The organism is Arthrobacter sp. EpRS71, from assembly GCF_001512285.1.
In the GTDB taxonomy this organism is placed as follows: Bacteria; Actinomycetota; Actinomycetes; order Actinomycetales; family Micrococcaceae; genus Arthrobacter.
Genome location: NZ_LNUV01000006.1, coordinates 1,408,294 through 1,425,525 on the forward strand (window position 1 = coordinate 1,408,294; position 17,232 = coordinate 1,425,525).

The window sequence follows — 17,232 nt, forward strand, 5'->3', positions numbered from 1 at the left end:
GCGACCGCAATAGGCACTGCCATGATTGTCATTGGTGCGCTCGCCCCAACCGCTGCTCCTGCGGCAATTGGACTGCCGGTTGAGGGTTCAGCAGCAACCCTGGCGGTCACGTCGTCTTCGTGTTCACTAAGCGGGGCTACGGGTAGTAGCTCAACCAGCATCTACAACGTCACCGCTACACCGAACGATGCGATCGACGACACTCAAAATATCCAAGGCAGGATTAACGCTGCCGGAGCCGCCGGTGGAGGAGTGGTAAAAATCCCTGCGGGTACTTTCCTTATCAATGGCAAATTGCTCATGATGAGCAACGTAAAGCTCGAAGGTGTTGGTCCTGCCACAGTTCTGAAAGCTGGTCCTTCATTCACAAGCAACACCGGGCCCGCCGGCGGATATCCCTTGGTGACTACCGGCGGCGCTGACAACACCACCCTCTCGAACTTCACTGCAGACCAGTCAGGTGACACTTTGAACGGCAATGTGCCGGGGCGACTGAACGAGTATGTGATTGACGTCCGCGATTCGATCAATTCGCTGGTCCAGGGTGTCCACACGAGAAACCCGTTTACGTACTCAATAGCGTTTGTGGGCGGCACGAAATGGTGTGTTAAGGACAGCGATACCCAGTCCGCAACCAACGGCAAGTACGTGGAATTGGATGGCATCCACGCGATGAACACGAGCGTCGGGGACATCGTGGGGAATGTGGTGGACCAGCGTATAGGCACTGACGGCGATGACGGTATCGCCGTTCACACGTATGGGGATGAAGATGTTCACGACATCAGGATTGCCAATAACAATGTTCGCGGAGGGCGTCACGGCGCCGGTATTGACCTGGCTGGAGGATCCGGGACCGTCTACAACATTAATCTCACCGGCAACACCGTCTGGGGTTCGCCTCGGGGTTTACACGACGCGTATTACGACGGCACTAAGCAAATTCACCACATACAAATCGTGGGGAACATCTTTAGGGACAACGACATCAAGACCTTGGGCGGAGCAGTAGACTTCGAGCGTCCGGTGACTTACGTGACCATGACAGACAACACGGCCTGCAATTCAGGTGACTACCGTCTTCCCGCGGGCACCGGCAACGTAAATGCCGGAAATACGCAGACCTCGACGTGTTGAGTCATTCTGAGCGGAGGGCGCCGGCCAGGGACACCCGGTTCCGGCCGGAGGCTTTTGCTGCGTAGAGGGCCAAGTCAGCTTCGCGCAGTAGTTGCTCGGTTCCGGCACGGTGGCCGTCGGTGAAGGCGGAAATGCCCGCACTGATGGTCAGGACCCCGTCGGGATCGCCGGAATGCTCAATCCTCGAGTCCTGTACGGCAGACCGAACACGCTCCAAGACAATCCGGGCGTCGTCCGCCTGCTGATCGCGTAAGACCAGGAGAAATTCCTCGCCGCCAAATCTGTAGACGGCATCGGACTTCCGGACCTCGCCTGCCAGTGTTGCCGCAATGGAAATCAGTGCGGCGTCGCCCGCCTGGTGGCCGTAAATGTCGTTATAGCTCTTGAAGTTGTCCACATCCACCATGGCCAGGCAGTAGTCACGGTCCAGTGTGCCGAGGTCCTCCGCCAGTTTCAACCGGTTGTGCAGCTTGGTCAGGGGGTCCGTGCGTGCTTGCTCGGTCAGCGCAGAGCGGTACCGGGCCAGGTCCGCGTGCAGGGAGGTAATCCGCTGGGCCGCCAGGAGACGGATGTGCAGGCTGAATGGATCCAGGGGTTTGGTGACATAGTCATCAGCTCCGGCTTCCATCCCGGCCAGGACGTCTTTCCGCGAACCGTGCGAGGTCACCAGGATCACGTAGGTGTAGCTGTCGTCCTCGGCGGCCCGGATGGCGCGGCATAGATCCAACCCGTTCAGGCCGGGCATCATCAGGTCAGTGACCACAGCTTCGGGGCTGTGTTCCTTGTAGAGCTGCCATGCCGAGTCACCGTCGACGGCCACAATGCACTCGTGCCCGGACTGCTCCACGGCGGCCTTGGTGATCATCCTGGAGATCTGGTCGTCGTCGGCGATGAGGATTTTCATGACGTTCCCCGTAGTGGTGCTTCCCGCACGTGTGCCCCCGTTAATGTCTGTTCAAGTGCTGCGTCCACGCGCAGGAGTTCAGCCTGCAACTGGTCCAGCAGAAGCGGTCCGTTGTTTCCAAGGTCCGTTCCCGTCTGGTTTCCGAGCCGCTCCAGTTCCTTACAAAGGCCGGCAGCGCCAGCGGCTCCGATGTTGGCAGCCGCCCCGGCGAGCTTGTGGGCTGCGGCTGCCACAGCGGCGGATTGTCCGGTGACAAGCGCCGAGCGCATTGTGGCCAAGGCTCCTTGGGAATCCTGCCGGAAAGCTTTGACGGCTTCAGGCAGCAGACCCAAACCGTCGGCGGGCCCCAGCTCGCGCAGGACTTCCAGCCGCTCCAGGTCAAGGACAACAGAGTTCGACGCCGGTGCTTCCGCCTGCGGCTGCGCGGTATCCGTCCCGGCGCCCGGTGCGGCAACGGCGTCCGCCCCCGCATCCGGCGCGGCAACAGCGTCCACCCAGCCATCCGCCGTCGAGTCCTGCTCCTGTTGCGGTACCCAACGGGAGAGGACTTCAGCGAGTTTTGCCAGATCCACGGGCTTGCTGATGTAGTCATCCATTCCCGCAGCGAAGCAGCGCTCGCGGTCTTCGTCCAAGGCCCCGGCCGTCATGGCGATGATGGGGATCCTTGCTGAATGGCCGTTGCGGGTACGGATGGCCCGGGTTGCGTCGAAGCCGTCCATGACGGGCATATGGCAGTCCATGAGGACCGCTGCGTAAGTGCCGGACAGGGCAGCGGAGACGGCTTGTTCCCCGTCGTCCACAATGTGCACCTCGTAGCCGAGTCGGTTGGCCATTCCGCGGGCCACCAGCTGGTTCACTTCGTTGTCCTCGGCCACCAGCAGCTTCCCGAGCCGGGGCACAGGTTCCGCCTTTTCGTCTCGGAAGGCAAGCGCCGGCGGGGTAGGTGCGCCGGCGGTCTTGGTGGCCAGCACCCGCAGAAGACGGTTGTAGAGTTCGGAGCTGCGGACGGGTTTGGTCAGGTATTCGCGGATTCCGGCGGAGGTGAGGTCGCTCCTTTCCACCTGCATGGTGGAGGTCAGCAGGATGATCCCCGGGCCGCCGGAGCCGTTGGCGTCGTCCTTGATGTTGCGGGCAAGTTGGAGCCCGTCGGTGTCTGGCATGCACATGTCCACCACGGCGATGTCGTAAGGGTGACTTGATCGGGTCGCGGCACGGTATTCGTCCAGTGCGGAGGCGGCGTCGGCAACTGAGACGGGCAGCATGCCCCAACTGGCCAGTTGTGTTTCCAGCACCAGGCGGTTGGTTGCATTGTCGTCCACCACCAGCACCCGGCGTCCCGCCAACGTGGCTGGCAAGGATTCCATGTCCGAGGCGGCCGGGCCAACAGGCAGGTCAAGGTCAAACCAGAACCGGCTGCCCGCTCCAGGCTCACTATCCACGCCGATTGTGCCACCCATGACTTCCGTGAGGCGCCGGGAGATGGCCAAGCCCAGCCCGGTTCCACCGTAGCGGCGGGTGGTGGAGGCATCTGCCTGGGCGAAGGATTCGAAGAGCCTCTGATGATTCTCGGCGCTGATGCCAATGCCGGTGTCTCTTACCTCGAAGCGCAGTGAAGCTGTGTTCGGATCTTGCGCCACGACGGAGACCTGGACTTCCACTTCGCCGGAGGGAGTGAACTTGACGGCATTGGATGACAGGTTCAGCAGAATTTGCCGGATGCGGCCGGCGTCGCCCATCAGGCGGGCCGGAACGTCCGGGTGGCAGTAGGAGATGAGCTCCAGGTTCTTCCCCTGCGCGGCTTCCACCACCAGTCCCGCTACTTCTTCCACCAGCGCCCGGGGGTCGAAGACGTTGACGTCCAGGTCCACTTTCCCGGCTTCAAGCTTGGAGAAGTCAAGGATGTCGTTGATCAGGGTCAGCAGGACCTCACCGGCGCCTTTGACGCCTTGGGCGTACTGCCGTTGACCCTCGCTGAGCTGTGTGTCCATCATGAGCGAGGTCAGGCCGATCACCGCGTTGAGCGGGGTCCGGATCTCATGGCTCATGGTGGCCAGGAACTCGGACTTGAGGCGGCTGGCCTCCAACGCAGCCTCGCGGGCTGTCAGGAGTTCCTTCTCTGCAGCTTTGCGTTCGGTGATGTCCCGGGAGATGGTGGCTACGCCGCGGATGCCGGATTCACCCCGCACTGGAGATAACGTCACGGACACAGGAATAACCTCGCCGTCGTTGCGGCGCCGCTGGCTTTCGTAGTTCTGCACCTCGCCGCTTTGCGCAGTGTTTTCCAAGGCGAGGCGTTCGTTCGCCAGCAGGTCCTGCGGTACGAAGAAATCGCCCTTCCGCCCGATGGCTTCCGCAGCCGGGTAGCCGAAGATGCGCTCCGCTCCAGGGTTCCAGCTGGTGATCACACCGTCGGGGGTCTCGCCGATGATGGCGTCCCCCGAGGAGTTGACGATCGCTCCCAGGCCCTCAAGTTCGGCAGTGCGTTGAGCCACCTTCGACTCAAGATCACGGGTCAGTGTCACATTCTCGACGACGATCAGCACCTGCCGCACGATCACAAACACCACCACCACAAGCCCGGTGATCAGCAGGACCCGGTCCTCCCCGATGGGACGGGAGCGCGAGAAGAACACGGCACTGAACACGGGCAGGTAGGGGAGCAGCTCGAGGGCGGCCGCATAGGCGCGACCGTCCTTCTGTGTGGTGCCCGCTTCCGGAAGCAGAGGACTAAGCCCCACCAGCAGGAAGGCAAACACCCACCCCAGGGCCAAAGGGGATCCCGTGACTCCCCCCACGCCTTGGAGCGTCAAGCTCATATAGGCCAGGTCCGTAACGGCGAGGATCCAGAAGCCGACGCCCAGGCTCAACCAAGGCAGCCGACGCCCACGGGCCGCGCGCATGGTCAGGACGATCACTACGGAAACCATGAGGACGTCAGCGATGGGGTAAGCCATCTGCGTTGCATGGGCAAAAGCATCCTGATCGGTGGCCTCTGCCAGGGGGCCCAGTACGGAACTCCATGCAATGAAGAAAGTGGAGCTGGCCACCACTCCTGCGTCCAAGATGGTGCGGCGCAGCGGAATGGGCCGCCCTTGGCCTTTCAAGAGCAACACCAAACCGATGGAGGTGGGCAGCGCGTACCAAACAAAGCCGACGTCCGCGAAGGACGGGAACGGGTACTGGTGGTCCAAGGTGATGCCGTTGATGGTCCACACCGTTTGCCCGGCGCTCCAGATGGCCAAGCCCGCCACGATGAACCAGCGGCCGGAATTGTTGTCCCGGCGTCTCCGGGCAGCGAGGGCGTGGGTGGTCAGCGCGGTGAGTGCAGCGAGAAGGATCGCCAGGTCGCCGGCGAGTTGCGCCGTCGAGGTTCCTGCTCCGCTCGTCAGACCGAAAACCAGCAGAACCAAACAGACCCCAACCGGAACCAGGAAGAGCGGAAAAACCTGCCGCGTGGACCAGCGCATTGGAGAAACCCCGTGCTTAACTTGTGCCACTGAACCCCCGCCTTCACAGGTGGCCTTACCCTAAAGCGAACAACGCCGCTAGTCTGCGCTGAGGAGAGCATACGCCGAAAAGCGCTGGTGAGGGGTGGATCACACGCTTTTGACGGCTGAAGTCATAGGCCGTCCGCCAATCGTGGGCTGAGTGGCGGGCTCCCCGCAGCGGGCTCCAGGGCAGCCTTAGCCCATATGTGTGGGTCCACCAGGGCGGCGCCCTGTTCACTCCTATAGTTGGTGTAGTTCATTGCACGGCGCTGGAGCGCCAAGAAAGGCCAGAGGTGCTTGCTCGGCAGTACGCCACATGGTGGCTCAAGGCGCTTTTCATCGCGTATCTGGTTGCGCTCGCCTTCGTCGTCTTCCTGCCTGCGCGTGAAGCCAGCACGGTCACAGGCTTTGTCGGGGTCATTGCAGGCTGGCTGTCCGTTCTCGGCCTTCCACAGGAGGCCGCCGCCATCGGAGTGGAATTCATGGCGAATATCGTCATGTTTGTACCCTTTGGCGCATTCGTCCGTCTGCTGAAACCAACACTGAACTTGTGGCCGGTGGCCCTTCTGGCCGCTGTATCGTCCGGGGCCATCGAAATTCTTCAGCTGCTGATACCTGGCAGGGTGACTGCCTTATCGGACGTCGTGGCCAACACCTTGGGGGCTTTGGCGGGCCTTGTGCTAGCTAGGAAGCTCGCTTCCGCGGGCTAGGCCCTGCCAAGCTGCAACGGCTGACGCTCACTGTCCTTTGTCGAGGGCATGCGCCGTGACGTACGTGCCCAACTGGTCCTTGGAGAGTGCGGCTGCGATGTCAGCGATCGCCGTGGTGTCAGCCAGGACGATTGACTGCCCATCCGTTGAGGTTCCCGTGCCCAGGGTGGGGAGGGTGAACATTATGGTGTCTTGGGCGCGGACATCTTTCATGGACAGGGAAAGACTGCCGATCGCGGCAGCATCAAAGTTCTTGTCCACGCTCACGAACGGGGACACCGCCGAGACCATGTTGCTGATTGTCACCGGGTTAGTGAGGGTTTCACGGGCAATGATCTTGCCCATCATGGATTTGAGGTATGCCTGTTGGTTTCGAACGCGCTGGTAGTCGCCATCGCTGAACGCCCGGCGCTCGCGAACAAAGGCGAGGGCTTCATCGCCGTCGAAAGTCTGCTTGCCTGCCTCATATTCCTGCCCGGCCATGGGTCCTGAACTGGGCGTGAACGGAATCTTGACGTCCACCTCCACGCCGCCCAAGGCGTCAGTGAGTCCCTTGAAACCTTCGAAGTCGATCATTGCCACGTGGTCGATGCGCTGATCAAAGAGCGACTCGACGGTCTGAACCATCAGCGGGACACCGCCGTAGGCAAGGGCGGCGTTGATTTTTGATGCTCCCTTTCCGGGTATGTCTACCCAGAGGTCCCGCATCAAGGACATTGCGTACGCCTTTTTCCTGTCGGCGGGAAGATGCAAAAGCATCAGGGTGTCCGCGCGTTGGTCAGTTGAGGCATTTGTCTCCACATCCACGTCTGCGCCGCGGCTATCGCTGCCCATCACCAGTATGTTCATTGCCGTATTGCCCTCGGCTTTTTGCGGCCGGGTGGATTCTGCCGGAAAAGCGTTCTCTATTTTGGTGGAGCCGGAGTTGAAGGTTTGTGCCAAGTTGAAGAGATACGCCCCGGCAATAAGGCCAACCACAAGCACCGCGGCCGCGAATCCGAGCAGCACGTTCCGGGTAGTCTTTTTGCGGTTCTTTTGACGGTGGGAAGCCGGTTCAACGGAGGGCGTCGGGAGCGTCATAGGTTCCTTGGTGTTGGCGGCAGCAGCGAGGGCGTTCGGCTTGGCTCAACCTACTGTGGCGGAGAAGGGGCAAACCTATTGCTGATCCGTTTGATCCATGCCAGGTGATCTAGGCCGGCGCCGTCAGGCGTGCGAAACGGAGGATGGCCAGGATGGCCGGGGCCAACTCATCCTCCATCTGGCGGTAGACCTCTTCTGCTCGTCGGTAGGGATCTACTACGTCGTTGTCAGCAGGATCGGATGGCACTGCGAGGTGGCGGACGGAGGCCGCACGGGTGGGCAGTGCGCGCCACAACTCCGTGATGTCACCGGCAGGGGCGGCATCGCCGCGGTTCTCCAGCACGGATAGCATCCGCGCGAATTCCCGCACTGTGAAGGTGCGCTTCAACAGGGACGCTTCCATTTGGAGTACTTCGCCGCGGTGCTTGGACGTCATGGCCAGCACCAGGTCCGTTTCCTTGAGGATCTGCGGGGTTAGTTGCCTGGCCGCGAAGCCGTCCGGGCTGCCGCGGAAGGTGCTGATGATGTGCGCCGATAGCGGTTGGATGGGCGCTCCCACCATGGCCCGCGTTCCGGCGCTGCGCACCTCAAAGGATCCGGGGCTTACTTGGTTCAGCCCTGTCTGCAGCAACCGTTCGGCCACGGGGGAGCGGCAGATGTTCCCTGTGCAGACGGTAAGAATCCTGAAGGGCTGGGGCGATTCCACGTAAGGCTCTTTTCTGGCGGTGAGGGGGACAACTGAGGTCCCACCCCAAGTTAACACGGCCGGAAGCGGGGATCTTGTCACCACTGCAGGGCAACGTTAATGGGTCCAATCATCGGTGCCACCTTGGATGGAACGCTTGACTGAGATCACCTGCTCCGCATATTCTGAACGAACGGTCGGTAATTTATTAGGAGCAACCATGGCATCGCAGAATCTGCAGTCAGTGCCCGCTGAGCTGTCCCCGGAAGAGCAGGAGCGGGAGGCAGCCGGACAGGCGTATTTTGATCGCATCATTTCGGAGGACTCGCGCATCGAACCGCGCGACTGGATGCCGGCGGCTTACCGCAAGACTTTGCTGCGCCAGATCTCGCAGCACGCCCACTCGGAAATCATTGGCATGCAGCCGGAAGCCAACTGGATCACCAGGGCCCCGAGCTTGAAGCGCAAGTCAATCCTCATGGCCAAGGTTCAGGACGAGGCCGGTCACGGCCTGTACCTGTACTCGGCCGCTGAGACCCTGGGCCAGTCCCGGGACCAGATGATGGAAGATCTGATCGCCGGCAAAGCCCGGTACTCGTCCATCTTCAACTACCCCACCATCTCCTGGGCTGACATGGGAGCCATTGGCTGGCTTGTTGATGGCGCTGCCATCTGCAACCAAGTGCCCCTGTGCCGTGCCTCGTATGGCCCTTACGGTCGCGCAATGGTGCGCATCTGCAAGGAAGAGTCGTTCCACCAGCGCCAGGGTTTCGAGATTCTGCTGGAACTCTCCAACGGCACGCCTGCACAGAAGCAGATGGCCCAGGATGCAGTGAACCGCTGGTACGCGCCGTCGCTGATGATGTTCGGCCCGCCGGATGACGATTCACCCAACTCCAAGCAGTCCATGGCCTGGAACATCAAGCGCTTCAGCAATGACGAGCTGCGCAGCCGGTTCGTGGGAATGATGGTGGAGCAGGTCCGTGTCCTCGGCCTGACCCTGCCTGATAAGGACATCCGTTTCAACGAAGAAACCAAGAAGTGGGAGCACGGACCCTTGGACTGGAACGAGTTCAAGGAAGTCCTGGCAGGCCGCGGCCCCTGCAACTCGCAGCGCGTCGAGCGCCGCCGTGAGGCCCACGAAAGTGGTGCCTGGGTGCGCGAAGCCGCAGTGGCCTACGCCCGCAAGCAAGCACAGAAAGAGAACGCAGCATAATGGCTCCTCACGGTAACCCGGAAGCACCGGCCAGCGCCGCCAGCGAAATCAACCGCGAAGCCCCCAAGGTTGCGGCCACCACCAACGAAAGCACGACGACGAAACCTGCCTCGGGCCCGGCCGTCACCTCGCATGGTGCCACGGAAGAAACCCCGTGGTCCCTGTGGGAGGTCTTTGTCCGGTCCAGCCGCGGCCTGTCGCACGTGCATGCCGGTTCCCTGCACGCCCCGGATGCGGCCATGGCCCTCCGGAACGCCCGCGATCTTTACACGCGCCGCAATGAAGGCGTGTCCATCTGGGTGGTTCCGGCCGAGGCCATTTCCTCCAGCGATCCGGACTCCAAGGGTTCCTTCTTCGAGTCCCCGCAGGGCAAGGATTACCGCCACGCGACGTATTACACCAAGAGCGAAGGCGTGAAGCACCTGTGACAAACACCAACGACACCGACTTCGCCATCGATGGTCATGGCGACATCTCCGTGGGCGTCCACGGCGCCGGGGCATCCGGCGATGGCTCGGCCAGCGCTACCCGCATCACCCCGGGTAATGCGTTGCGTCCGGAGGACATCGCGCTCGAGATCCAAAGAGGGCAGGTCAAGCCCACCGAGGACGTTGCAGAGTTCGCCCTGCGCATCGGTGATGACGGCCTGATCCTCGCCCAGCGCTTGGGCTACTGGATTTCCCGGGCACCGGAACTCGAAGAAGACATCGCCCTCGGCAACATCGCACTGGACCAGCTGGGCCACGCGAGGTCGTTCCTCACGTACGCGGGCGCAGCCTGGGGCAAGTCCGAGGATGACCTCGCGTACTTCCGCCGCGAGCACGAGTTCCGTTCCGCACACCTGTTTGAGCAGCCCAATGGCGACTTCGCGGCAACCATTGCCCGGCAGTTCATTGTGAGCTTCTACCAGTACCAGCTCTACACCCAGCTCATGGAGTCCACTGACGCCACCATCGCAGCCATCTCCGCGAAGGCTGTGAAGGAAGTGGATTACCACCGCGACCACAGCGCACAGTGGGTGCTTCGACTGGCTGGCGGCACGGATGAGTCCCGCGCACGCATCATCCAGGGCTTCAAGCTCGTGTGGCCGTATGTGGAAGAGCTCTTTGAGGACGATGAACTCACCACCCGCCTGGCAGCGGCCGGAGTCACTGTTCAACCGTCCAGCCTCCGCACGGAATTCGATCGCCTCACCGGTGACATCATGGCTGAGGCCGAGCTGGAAATCCCCGGCGTCCCGCAGTCCTTGGGCGGCGGCCGGCGCGGAAAGCACTCCGAGTTCCTGGGTTACATCCTCGCTGAGATGCAGGTTCTGGCCCGCGAACACCCGGGCGCGAGCTGGTGACCAGCATGGCGACGCAGTCACGGACGCAGGAAATGACCGCTGAGCAGCGGGCCTGGGACATCGCGTCCACGGTCTGTGATCCGGAGATCCCTGTCCTCACCATTGAGGACCTGGGTATCCTGCGCGGCGTTCGCGTCTTCCCGACGCAAGCGGCAGGCCAGCACGACGGCGGCGCCTCAAGTACCGCCGTCGAGGTCACCATCACGCCCACGTACTCGGGGTGCCCGGCGATGGACGCCATTGGTGACGATCTGCGGACGGCCTTCGTGAAAGAGGGCTACGCGAGTGTGCACGTCAACCTGGTGTTGTCTCCGGCGTGGACCACTGACTGGATGACCGAGTCCGGCAAGGCCAAGTTGGAGGAGTACGGGATCGCTCCGCCCAGTGGCACGGCTGCCGCAGGTGGCCACTCCGGTCCTGTGCGCCTGAGCCTCGCCGTCAAGTGTCCCCAGTGCAACTCGTTGAACACCAAGGAACTCACTCGCTTTGGTTCCACATCCTGCAAGGCGTTGTTCGTCTGCCAGGACTGCAAGGAACCGTTCGACTACTTCAAAGTCCTCTAAGGAAGCAGCCATGACCACCGAAACACAGACGGCCAGCCGCCGTCGTGCGTCTTTCCATAACCTGACCGTCTCTGAAGTCCGGCGCCTGACGGACGATGCCATTGAGGTCACGTTTGGTGTTCCGGCCGAGCTTGCCGGTCAGTACGACTACCTACCCGGCCAATACGTGGCCCTTCGCACCACGTTGCCGGATGAGCAGGGAGAGCCGCACGAGGTCCGCCGCAGTTACTCGATTTGCGCAGAGCCGCGCAGCTTCGAGGACGGCAGCAGCGAGATTCGTGTGGCCATCAAAAAGGATCTGGGCGGCCTCTTCTCCACCTGGGCCAACGCCGACCTCAAGGCCGGCGACGTCCTGGATGTCATGAGCCCGCAGGGTGCCTTCATTTCGCGGCACGGCAAGGACGGCGCGTCAGTCCAGCACAACGTCATGAACTCCATGAACCACCCGGAGGAGCTGGCGGGGGAGCCGGGTAACTTCGTGGCGATCGCGGCGGGATCGGGCATCACACCGGTCATCGCCATTGCGCGGACGCTGCTGGCAGCCAATCCGGAGACCACGTTCGATCTTGTGTACGCCAACAAAGCTGCCATGGACGTCATGTTCCTTGAAGAGCTGGCGGACCTGAAGGACAAGTACCCGTCACGCCTGGCGTTGCACCACGTGTTGTCCCGGGAGCAGCGCATTGCGCCCCTGATGACCGGGCGTATTGATTCCGAGAAACTGCAGGCGTTGCTCAGCAGTGCCATCCGTTCCGAGGATGTGGACGAGTGGTTCCTGTGCGGGCCGTTCGAGCTGGTCCAGTTGTGCCGTGACACCCTCGCTGCCCGCGGCGTGGAGCCTGAGCACGTGCGCTTTGAGTTGTTCACCACTGGCCGTCCGGACCGTCCCGAGGGCAACGCCGGCCGTCCTGTTGTGACAGACGAATCGCAGGACACGTACAAGATCACCTTCACCCTGGACGGGTTGACCGGCGATGTTGCCAGCCCCACCCACGCCCGCGAGTCCATCCTCAACGCGGCGTTGCGCGTCCGGCCGGACGTTCCGTTCGCGTGCGCCGGCGGTGTCTGTGGCACCTGCCGAGCCAAGCTGATCACCGGTACGGTGACCATGGATGAGAACTACGCCCTTGAACAGGACGAGCTGGATAAGGGCTACGTCCTCACCTGCCAGTCCCACCCCACCAGCGAAGAAGTTACCGTCGACTTCGACGTCTAAGGAGTCCCATGATCGAGCTTTCCCTTGCCAACGGCATTGCCGAAATCGTCCTCAACTACCCGGACAAGCTGAACTCGCTGGACGAGGACGCGCTTGCCCAGCTGGACAAAGCGTACGACGACGCTGCTGCCGCCGCCTCCCGCGGTGAGGTGCGGGCGCTGCTGCTTCGCGGAGAAGGCCGCGCCTTCTGTGCAGGCCGCGACATATCAGGTGTGACACCGGAAACTGATGATGCCCAGGCCTACCTCGGCGGACTCGTGGAGCCGCTGCTGAAGAAGATGGCTGCGTTCCCGGCGCCCACTTTTGCCGCCGCTCACGGTGCTTGTTTGGGGGTCGGGCTGGGATTGCTGTTGGCCACGGACGTTGTGTATGTGGCGGACAACGCCAAGTTCGGTTCACCCTTTGCCAAGCTGGGGGCCACGCTGGACTCGGGCGGGCACTGGTACTTTACGGAACGTCTGGGTATGCACCGCACGCTGGACCTGATCTACACCGCTGACCTCATGACCGGCGCCGAAGCTGTGGCGCAGGGGATGTTCAGCAGGGCGATGCCGGCGGATGTTTTGCTGGAGGAGACGCGGGCCATCGTTTCCCGTGTTGCCGTCGGTGCCACCGAAGCCTTCAAGGCTTCGAAGGAACTCGTGGCCCACATTCGCGATCAACGCTTGGGCCTGTGGGCTTCCATGGCCGAGGAAAACTCGGAGCAGGCGCGGCTGTGCAAAACCGAGGACTACGCTGAGGGTTTCCGTGCGTTCCAGGAGAAACGGGCGCCGGTTTTCAAGGGCTAGTGTCCTAACCCGCATGAGATCCAAACATTGATCGTGCGCCGACTCACCAACCAAAGGTGTTGGTGATGGCACGGTCGGTTTTGTAGTCGGCCTTATCCGGATAGGCCCAGCGCAGGATCTTGTACTCGCTTCCCCGCCGTATGGCTTCAATGACAACAAACTCTTGGTTTCCTGCCCGGTTGAACTCCAGCACTATCCCAAGCACGTCTTCTTTCCCCGGGATGAGTTGGTAGATCTTGGGAACCCACATGATTGGCTCTTGGTCGGCCTGCTGCTTTGCAGCAGCTTCTGCTTCGCTTTTCTTGCACTCGTCCACGGTTTGTTCACTGGAGCTGTCCAGGTGGTCGCAAAATTTGCCGTTGTGGCCTGCCAATGAGTAGGCGAAGGTAGTTCCGAGGTCACTGGCTTTGGCGTTGTCGTGTCCTTGGGCGCATCCGCTCAAAATAAGGGTGGCCGCTGCAAACGATGCCACCGCTGTGAGGTACTTCTTCATGTTGTGTTGCTCCCGTCGTCGAATTTCGCTGCGTTGATGCTGAGCCAGTGACCGGATGCCACCCCGACACCCCATTCAACTCGACGTTCCTTCACCAGACACGACAGGACATAGGCCTGCGATGGTGAGGTCTTGGCCCAGTCAGTATGAAACGGGCGGGGCCGAACCACTGCAGGTGGTAGGCGCTGCTGAAAAAGAGGGCCATCGCGAGCAAAAACGCGAGCAATGACGTAGCTGCGAGCCCAACGGCCCAACTCCTTGTTGCTGTAAATCGGCGCGCTTGCGCAAATGACCCCACGTATTGCCTAACTTTTTGGCGGAAACCGCCCCCAATGGATCTCCCGCCAAACGGCAGTGGTTCACATGGTAGCCGGGGATGGACCATCATTTCGCGCCGGGAACAGCATCTATATCCTTGAGAGATGAGTGAAGTCGCGCATTCCACGGTCGCCTTCGAGGGACGTTTCGCCCGGGTGCTCCCGGAGATGGCCATTCCGTGGCGGGCGGAGGAAGCCCCGGACCCGCAGCTGCTGGTGCTCAACCAGCCACTCGCCGTCGAGCTTGGTTTTGATCCTGACTTTCTGCGGAGCCCGGAGGGCGTGCGGCTGCTGATCGGTAATGCCGTGCCGGAGGAAGCGACACCGGTGGCTCAGGGGTATTCGGGTCACCAGTTCGGTTTTTATTCACCGCGTTTGGGTGATGGGCGCGCGCTCCTGCTGGGTGAGGTTGCAGGCGCTGACGGGAAGCTCCTTGACGTTCATCTCAAAGGCTCGGGTCGGACGCCGTTTGCCCGGAACGGGGATGGTCTGGCTGCGGTGGGTCCCATGCTGCGTGAATACATCGTGAGTGAGTCGATGTACGCGCTGAACATTCCCACCACGCGCTCCCTTGCGGTTGTGGCAACAGGACGCCAGGTTCAGAGGGAAACTCTCCTGCCGGGTGCAGTCCTGACGCGCGTGGCCAGCAGTCACATCAGGGTGGGAAGCTTCCAATATGCCAGGGCCAGCAATGAACTGGATCTGCTCCGGCGCCTGGCTGATCATGCGATCGAACGCCACCACCCGTCGTCGGCCGGTGAAGGCAACCGTTACCTTGCACTCCTGAAGGGCGTCATTTCGGTCCAGGCGAAACTTCTGGCGCAGTGGATGCTGGTTGGATTCGTTCACGGAGTCATGAACACGGACAACATGACAGTGTCCGGCGAGACCATCGATTACGGTCCTTGCGCCTTCATGGAGGGTTTTGATCCTGGTGCGGTGTATAGCTCCATTGATGAAATGGGACGTTACGCCTACCGCAACCAGCCGTTGATAGCGGAGTGGAACCTCGCCCGTTTCGCCGAATCAATAGCCGTGTTGATCCACGAAGACGAGGAGCAGTCGGTGGCACTTGCCGTTGAGGCCCTCAACGGATTCCGCGAGGAGTACAGCGCCACCTGGTTCAGCGGCATGAAAGCAAAGTTGGGGTTGCCTGAGGAAATTGACGACGCCGTTGCCTCACCTTTGGTGGATGACCTCCTTCAGCTGGTTCAGGAGGCGCGCGCGGACTACACCTCGTTCTTCCGGAGCCTTGGCAAAGCGGCGCGAGGGGAAGCTGAGCGTGCACGCCGTCAGATCCTGGATCTGGCCGCGTTCGATTCATGGTTGGAACGGTGGCGGGAAGCCGCCCCGGATGCTGATGCCATGGACCGGGTCAACCCGATTTACATTCCACGCAACCACTTGGTGGAGGAAGCCCTTGCTGCCGCAACTGCGGGGGACACTGGCCCAACGGAGCAGCTGCTGGCTGCAGTATCTGACCCATACAGAGAACGTCCCGGTTTGGAAAAGTATGCCGAGCCTGCACCGGAGAGCTTCGGCCCGTACCGGACTTTCTGCGGGACATAGGGCTGGCGCACTGCTGCAGGGCTGGCGACTCAGTCATGCGGGGTCGCCAGCCCTGCAGCTGTTGGGTCTAGCTCCAGGCGGCCCGAACCACCATGTCTGCGCCCGCCGAGACATGATTGCCAGTGTGGCCTGCATCCAGAACGCAAATATCTTCGGCGCCGGATGTGTTTGTTGAAACGAGGCATTCTGCTGCCCTGAAACTTAGAAGGTCCACTGGCAGGTTGTCGCCTATTTGAAGTTCACTCATGATGCCCTTTTTGTTTGTCCGGGCATCACGTTAAGTGTGGGTAGCCCGGTTTGGTAGGGGAGAGAATTTTCCCCTGGAACGCCGGACTTCATCAGCGGATAACTCCATACTGCCTTGCTTGACGGACTTTCGTCCACGCGGATGTGTTGATGCTCAGTTGAAATTTGCGTGTCGCACTATTGCCAGCAGCTCCTCGCGGAGGCCTTCGGAGTCCAGATCGACCACCGAGAGTACGTTGTTCTCCTGGTTGCGGGACTGCTCCAGCAGCGTCAGGCCCAAGTTGGTGATGGATATCAGTTGGCTGCGGCGGTCGAAGCGGTTGGGTTGACGCAGGATGTAACCGCGCGCTTCCAACCTGGTGAGCAGCGGACCCATGGTTTGGGCTTGAACGCGGACGCTTCGGGCGAGTTCGCCGGGCGTAACGGGTCCAGCGGTAGCCACGGCGTCAAGCGTCAGCACCGCCGGATAGGTCAACCCCAGAGGGCGTAATTTGTCGTTCCATGCCAGTTCCACAAGCCGCGCTGCCGTGGACAGCAGCCGGCTCGTTGGCCATCGTTCCATATCAGGCATTCAGGCTCCCCAGGCTTTCACAGATAGTCAGCTTGCTTACTAGGCTACATCAGCCTTGGGTGGCAAGCGGGCCATCGGCCAGGGGATCGGCGCTCAGTAAGGGCACGACGGCGGCACTCGCCGTGAGTGCTCCGGCGTTTGGTGCTTCGTAGGACGCGGAACCCCACGCCAACGTTCAACCCGATTAGCCAACGCGTTGGGGCAAGCTGGCAAGGAAAAGCGCATTCTCGCTGAGAGTGCGAACGGGCCCTAGCCTTGCTGTTCGGGGATGAAGTCCGTTGCTTGCGGGCTGGCACCAGCACTCGGAGAGCTCACCTGGTACAAATCGTCATCAAGTATCGAAAGGCCATCCATGGGAGGTTCGAGGGCTTGCTCGAGCAGGACTCTGAAGGGCTCACCAGCGCGTTTGCAAAAAATGTGAGTCACCCTTCGTAATTTCTACGGTTCTGAGCCGCCCGGCCCAATCCCAGACGTCTTGGTAGAGTCGACGATGTATTTCCTGCAGGTGGTCCAAGCCGAAGTTTCCCTGGACGGGCTTCACCTCAAGTTCACGGCGGCGCAACAGGGAGTATTCGCGTTCGATTTCTAGCGCGCCCTGAGGTTCTCGAAGATCCTGCCTGTTTTTCAGCACCGAAGTGCCGGGATAACAGTAGGGGTCATCGAACTGGGTCATAGTGCGCTGTGTCTCTCTTTCGCCCTCAACTGCGCTGCGCGCTCGCTAACTTTGACGAGGGCCGAGGTGAGATCCAGCCGTCCAACGACATAATCGCGGACCACCTGTAGGCCGGTTACATCGGGCATTGCTCCTTCGAGGTCCCAGCTGGCAAGAATGTCAGTCATGGCCTCCCGTCGCTTCTCAACGGGATCAAAGAAAGGAGGAACGATTTTCTCGAATGACATCTCA

The 17,232-nt window shown here is 61.4% G+C and carries 16 protein-coding genes; 9 read left to right on the top strand and 7 right to left on the bottom strand.

Translation table 11 applies throughout. The features are described from left to right. Nucleotides 1-21: 21 nt before the first annotated feature. Nucleotides 22-1,137 (top strand): glycoside hydrolase family protein, encoded by a 1,116-nt coding sequence (locus AR689_RS16800; protein WP_197412909.1) that lies wholly within the window; start codon nucleotides 22-24, stop codon nucleotides 1,135-1,137. Nucleotide 1,138: 1 nt separating this feature from the next. Here the strand turns inward: AR689_RS16800 and AR689_RS16805 are convergent, their stop codons facing one another. Both AR689_RS16805 and AR689_RS16810 read right to left on the bottom strand, forming a co-directional pair. Further along, a complete protein-coding gene (locus AR689_RS16805) occupies nucleotides 1,139-2,041 on the bottom strand; it encodes a GGDEF domain-containing response regulator (protein WP_062071955.1) in 903 nt (300 codons plus the stop codon). After that, nucleotides 2,038-5,538 carry a hybrid sensor histidine kinase/response regulator gene (locus AR689_RS16810; protein ID WP_062071957.1) on the bottom strand — a complete coding sequence of 1,167 codons (3,501 nt, stop codon included), beginning with the start codon at nucleotides 5,536-5,538 and terminating at the stop codon, nucleotides 2,038-2,040. The genes AR689_RS16805 and AR689_RS16810 overlap by 4 nt, the downstream gene beginning before the upstream one ends. A 284-nt stretch (nucleotides 5,539-5,822) precedes the next feature. Here AR689_RS16810 and AR689_RS16815 point away from each other — a divergent pair, with 284 nt between their 5' ends. Next, entirely contained in the window at nucleotides 5,823-6,239 is a 417-nt protein-coding gene (locus tag AR689_RS16815; RefSeq protein ID WP_062071959.1) for a VanZ family protein, read from the top strand. A gap of 27 nt (nucleotides 6,240-6,266) precedes the next feature. On the opposite strand, the gene AR689_RS16820 is transcribed toward AR689_RS16815, so the two are convergent. Next, nucleotides 6,267-7,319, bottom strand: a complete 1,053-nt coding sequence (locus tag AR689_RS16820; RefSeq protein WP_062071960.1) for an LCP family protein — start codon at nucleotides 7,317-7,319, stop codon at nucleotides 6,267-6,269. 109 nt (nucleotides 7,320-7,428) lie between these two features. After that, a complete protein-coding gene (locus tag AR689_RS16825) occupies nucleotides 7,429-8,025 on the bottom strand; it encodes an arsenate reductase/protein-tyrosine-phosphatase family protein (RefSeq protein ID WP_062071962.1) in 597 nt (198 codons plus the stop codon). A gap of 199 nt (nucleotides 8,026-8,224) precedes the next feature. On the opposite strand from AR689_RS16825, the gene paaA reads away from it, so the two are divergent. From paaA to AR689_RS16855, 6 genes are read left to right on the top strand one after another with little or no spacing between them, the layout of a single operon-like run. Next, nucleotides 8,225-9,220: a 1,2-phenylacetyl-CoA epoxidase subunit PaaA gene (gene paaA, locus AR689_RS16830; protein ID WP_062071964.1), complete on the top strand. Its 996-nt coding sequence runs from the start codon at nucleotides 8,225-8,227 to the stop codon at nucleotides 9,218-9,220. Continuing rightward, complete coding sequence (paaB, locus tag AR689_RS16835; protein WP_062071966.1) at nucleotides 9,220-9,648, top strand: 1,2-phenylacetyl-CoA epoxidase subunit PaaB; 429 nt, start codon at nucleotides 9,220-9,222, stop codon at nucleotides 9,646-9,648. Before paaA ends, paaB begins: the two co-directional genes overlap by 1 nt. Beyond that, a complete protein-coding gene (gene paaC, locus AR689_RS16840) occupies nucleotides 9,645-10,565 on the top strand; it encodes a 1,2-phenylacetyl-CoA epoxidase subunit PaaC (RefSeq protein WP_062071967.1) in 921 nt (306 codons plus the stop codon). Before paaB ends, paaC begins: the two co-directional genes overlap by 4 nt. A gap of 5 nt (nucleotides 10,566-10,570) precedes the next feature. Then, nucleotides 10,571-11,128 (top strand): 1,2-phenylacetyl-CoA epoxidase subunit PaaD, encoded by a 558-nt coding sequence (gene paaD, locus AR689_RS16845; protein WP_231745561.1) that lies wholly within the window; start codon nucleotides 10,571-10,573, stop codon nucleotides 11,126-11,128. Between the two features lie 10 nt (nucleotides 11,129-11,138). Further along, a complete protein-coding gene (paaE, locus tag AR689_RS16850; protein ID WP_062071971.1) occupies nucleotides 11,139-12,344 on the top strand; it encodes a 1,2-phenylacetyl-CoA epoxidase subunit PaaE in 1,206 nt (401 codons plus the stop codon). Between the two features lie 8 nt (nucleotides 12,345-12,352). Next, nucleotides 12,353-13,132 carry an enoyl-CoA hydratase/isomerase family protein gene (locus tag AR689_RS16855; RefSeq protein ID WP_062071972.1) on the top strand — a complete coding sequence of 260 codons (780 nt, stop codon included), beginning with the start codon at nucleotides 12,353-12,355 and terminating at the stop codon, nucleotides 13,130-13,132. Between the two features lie 43 nt (nucleotides 13,133-13,175). On the opposite strand, the gene AR689_RS16860 is transcribed toward AR689_RS16855, so the two are convergent. Then, nucleotides 13,176-13,625 (bottom strand): hypothetical protein, encoded by a 450-nt coding sequence (locus tag AR689_RS16860; protein ID WP_062071974.1) that lies wholly within the window; start codon nucleotides 13,623-13,625, stop codon nucleotides 13,176-13,178. Between the two features lie 422 nt (nucleotides 13,626-14,047). Between AR689_RS16860 and AR689_RS16865 the strand changes: the two genes are divergently transcribed. Continuing rightward, on the top strand, nucleotides 14,048-15,511 hold the full coding sequence (locus tag AR689_RS16865) for a protein adenylyltransferase SelO (protein WP_062071976.1): 1,464 nt from the start codon (nucleotides 14,048-14,050) through the stop codon (nucleotides 15,509-15,511). Between the two features lie 400 nt (nucleotides 15,512-15,911). On the opposite strand, the gene AR689_RS16870 is transcribed toward AR689_RS16865, so the two are convergent. Together AR689_RS16870 and AR689_RS16880 are read right to left on the bottom strand one after the other, a co-directional pair. After that, entirely contained in the window at nucleotides 15,912-16,328 is a 417-nt protein-coding gene (locus tag AR689_RS16870) for a MarR family winged helix-turn-helix transcriptional regulator (protein WP_062071978.1), read from the bottom strand. Between the two features lie 669 nt (nucleotides 16,329-16,997). Continuing rightward, nucleotides 16,998-17,228 (bottom strand): hypothetical protein, encoded by a 231-nt coding sequence (locus tag AR689_RS16880; protein ID WP_062071981.1) that lies wholly within the window; start codon nucleotides 17,226-17,228, stop codon nucleotides 16,998-17,000. Between the last annotated feature and the right edge of the window lie 4 nt (nucleotides 17,229-17,232).

Excerpts from the sequence above, each read along its gene's own strand:
- AR689_RS16800 (WP_197412909.1), top strand. The coding sequence starts at position 22 with ATGATTGTCATTGGTGCGCTCGCCCCAACCGCTGCTCCTGCGGCAATT.
- AR689_RS16805 (WP_062071955.1), bottom strand. The coding sequence starts at position 2,041 with ATGAAAATCCTCATCGCCGACGACGACCAGATCTCCAGGATGATCACC.
- AR689_RS16820 (WP_062071960.1), bottom strand. The coding sequence starts at position 7,319 with ATGACGCTCCCGACGCCCTCCGTTGAACCGGCTTCCCACCGTCAAAAG.
- paaA (WP_062071964.1), top strand. The coding sequence starts at position 8,225 with ATGGCATCGCAGAATCTGCAGTCAGTGCCCGCTGAGCTGTCCCCGGAA.
- paaB (WP_062071966.1), top strand. The coding sequence starts at position 9,220 with ATGGCTCCTCACGGTAACCCGGAAGCACCGGCCAGCGCCGCCAGCGAA.
- paaD (WP_231745561.1), top strand. The coding sequence starts at position 10,571 with ATGGCGACGCAGTCACGGACGCAGGAAATGACCGCTGAGCAGCGGGCC.
- paaE (WP_062071971.1), top strand. The coding sequence starts at position 11,139 with ATGACCACCGAAACACAGACGGCCAGCCGCCGTCGTGCGTCTTTCCAT.
- AR689_RS16855 (WP_062071972.1), top strand. The coding sequence starts at position 12,353 with ATGATCGAGCTTTCCCTTGCCAACGGCATTGCCGAAATCGTCCTCAAC.
- AR689_RS16860 (WP_062071974.1), bottom strand. The coding sequence starts at position 13,625 with ATGAAGAAGTACCTCACAGCGGTGGCATCGTTTGCAGCGGCCACCCTT.
- AR689_RS16865 (WP_062071976.1), top strand. The coding sequence starts at position 14,048 with ATGAGTGAAGTCGCGCATTCCACGGTCGCCTTCGAGGGACGTTTCGCC.
- AR689_RS16870 (WP_062071978.1), bottom strand. The coding sequence starts at position 16,328 with ATGCCTGATATGGAACGATGGCCAACGAGCCGGCTGCTGTCCACGGCA.
- AR689_RS16880 (WP_062071981.1), bottom strand. The coding sequence starts at position 17,228 with ATGTCATTCGAGAAAATCGTTCCTCCTTTCTTTGATCCCGTTGAGAAG.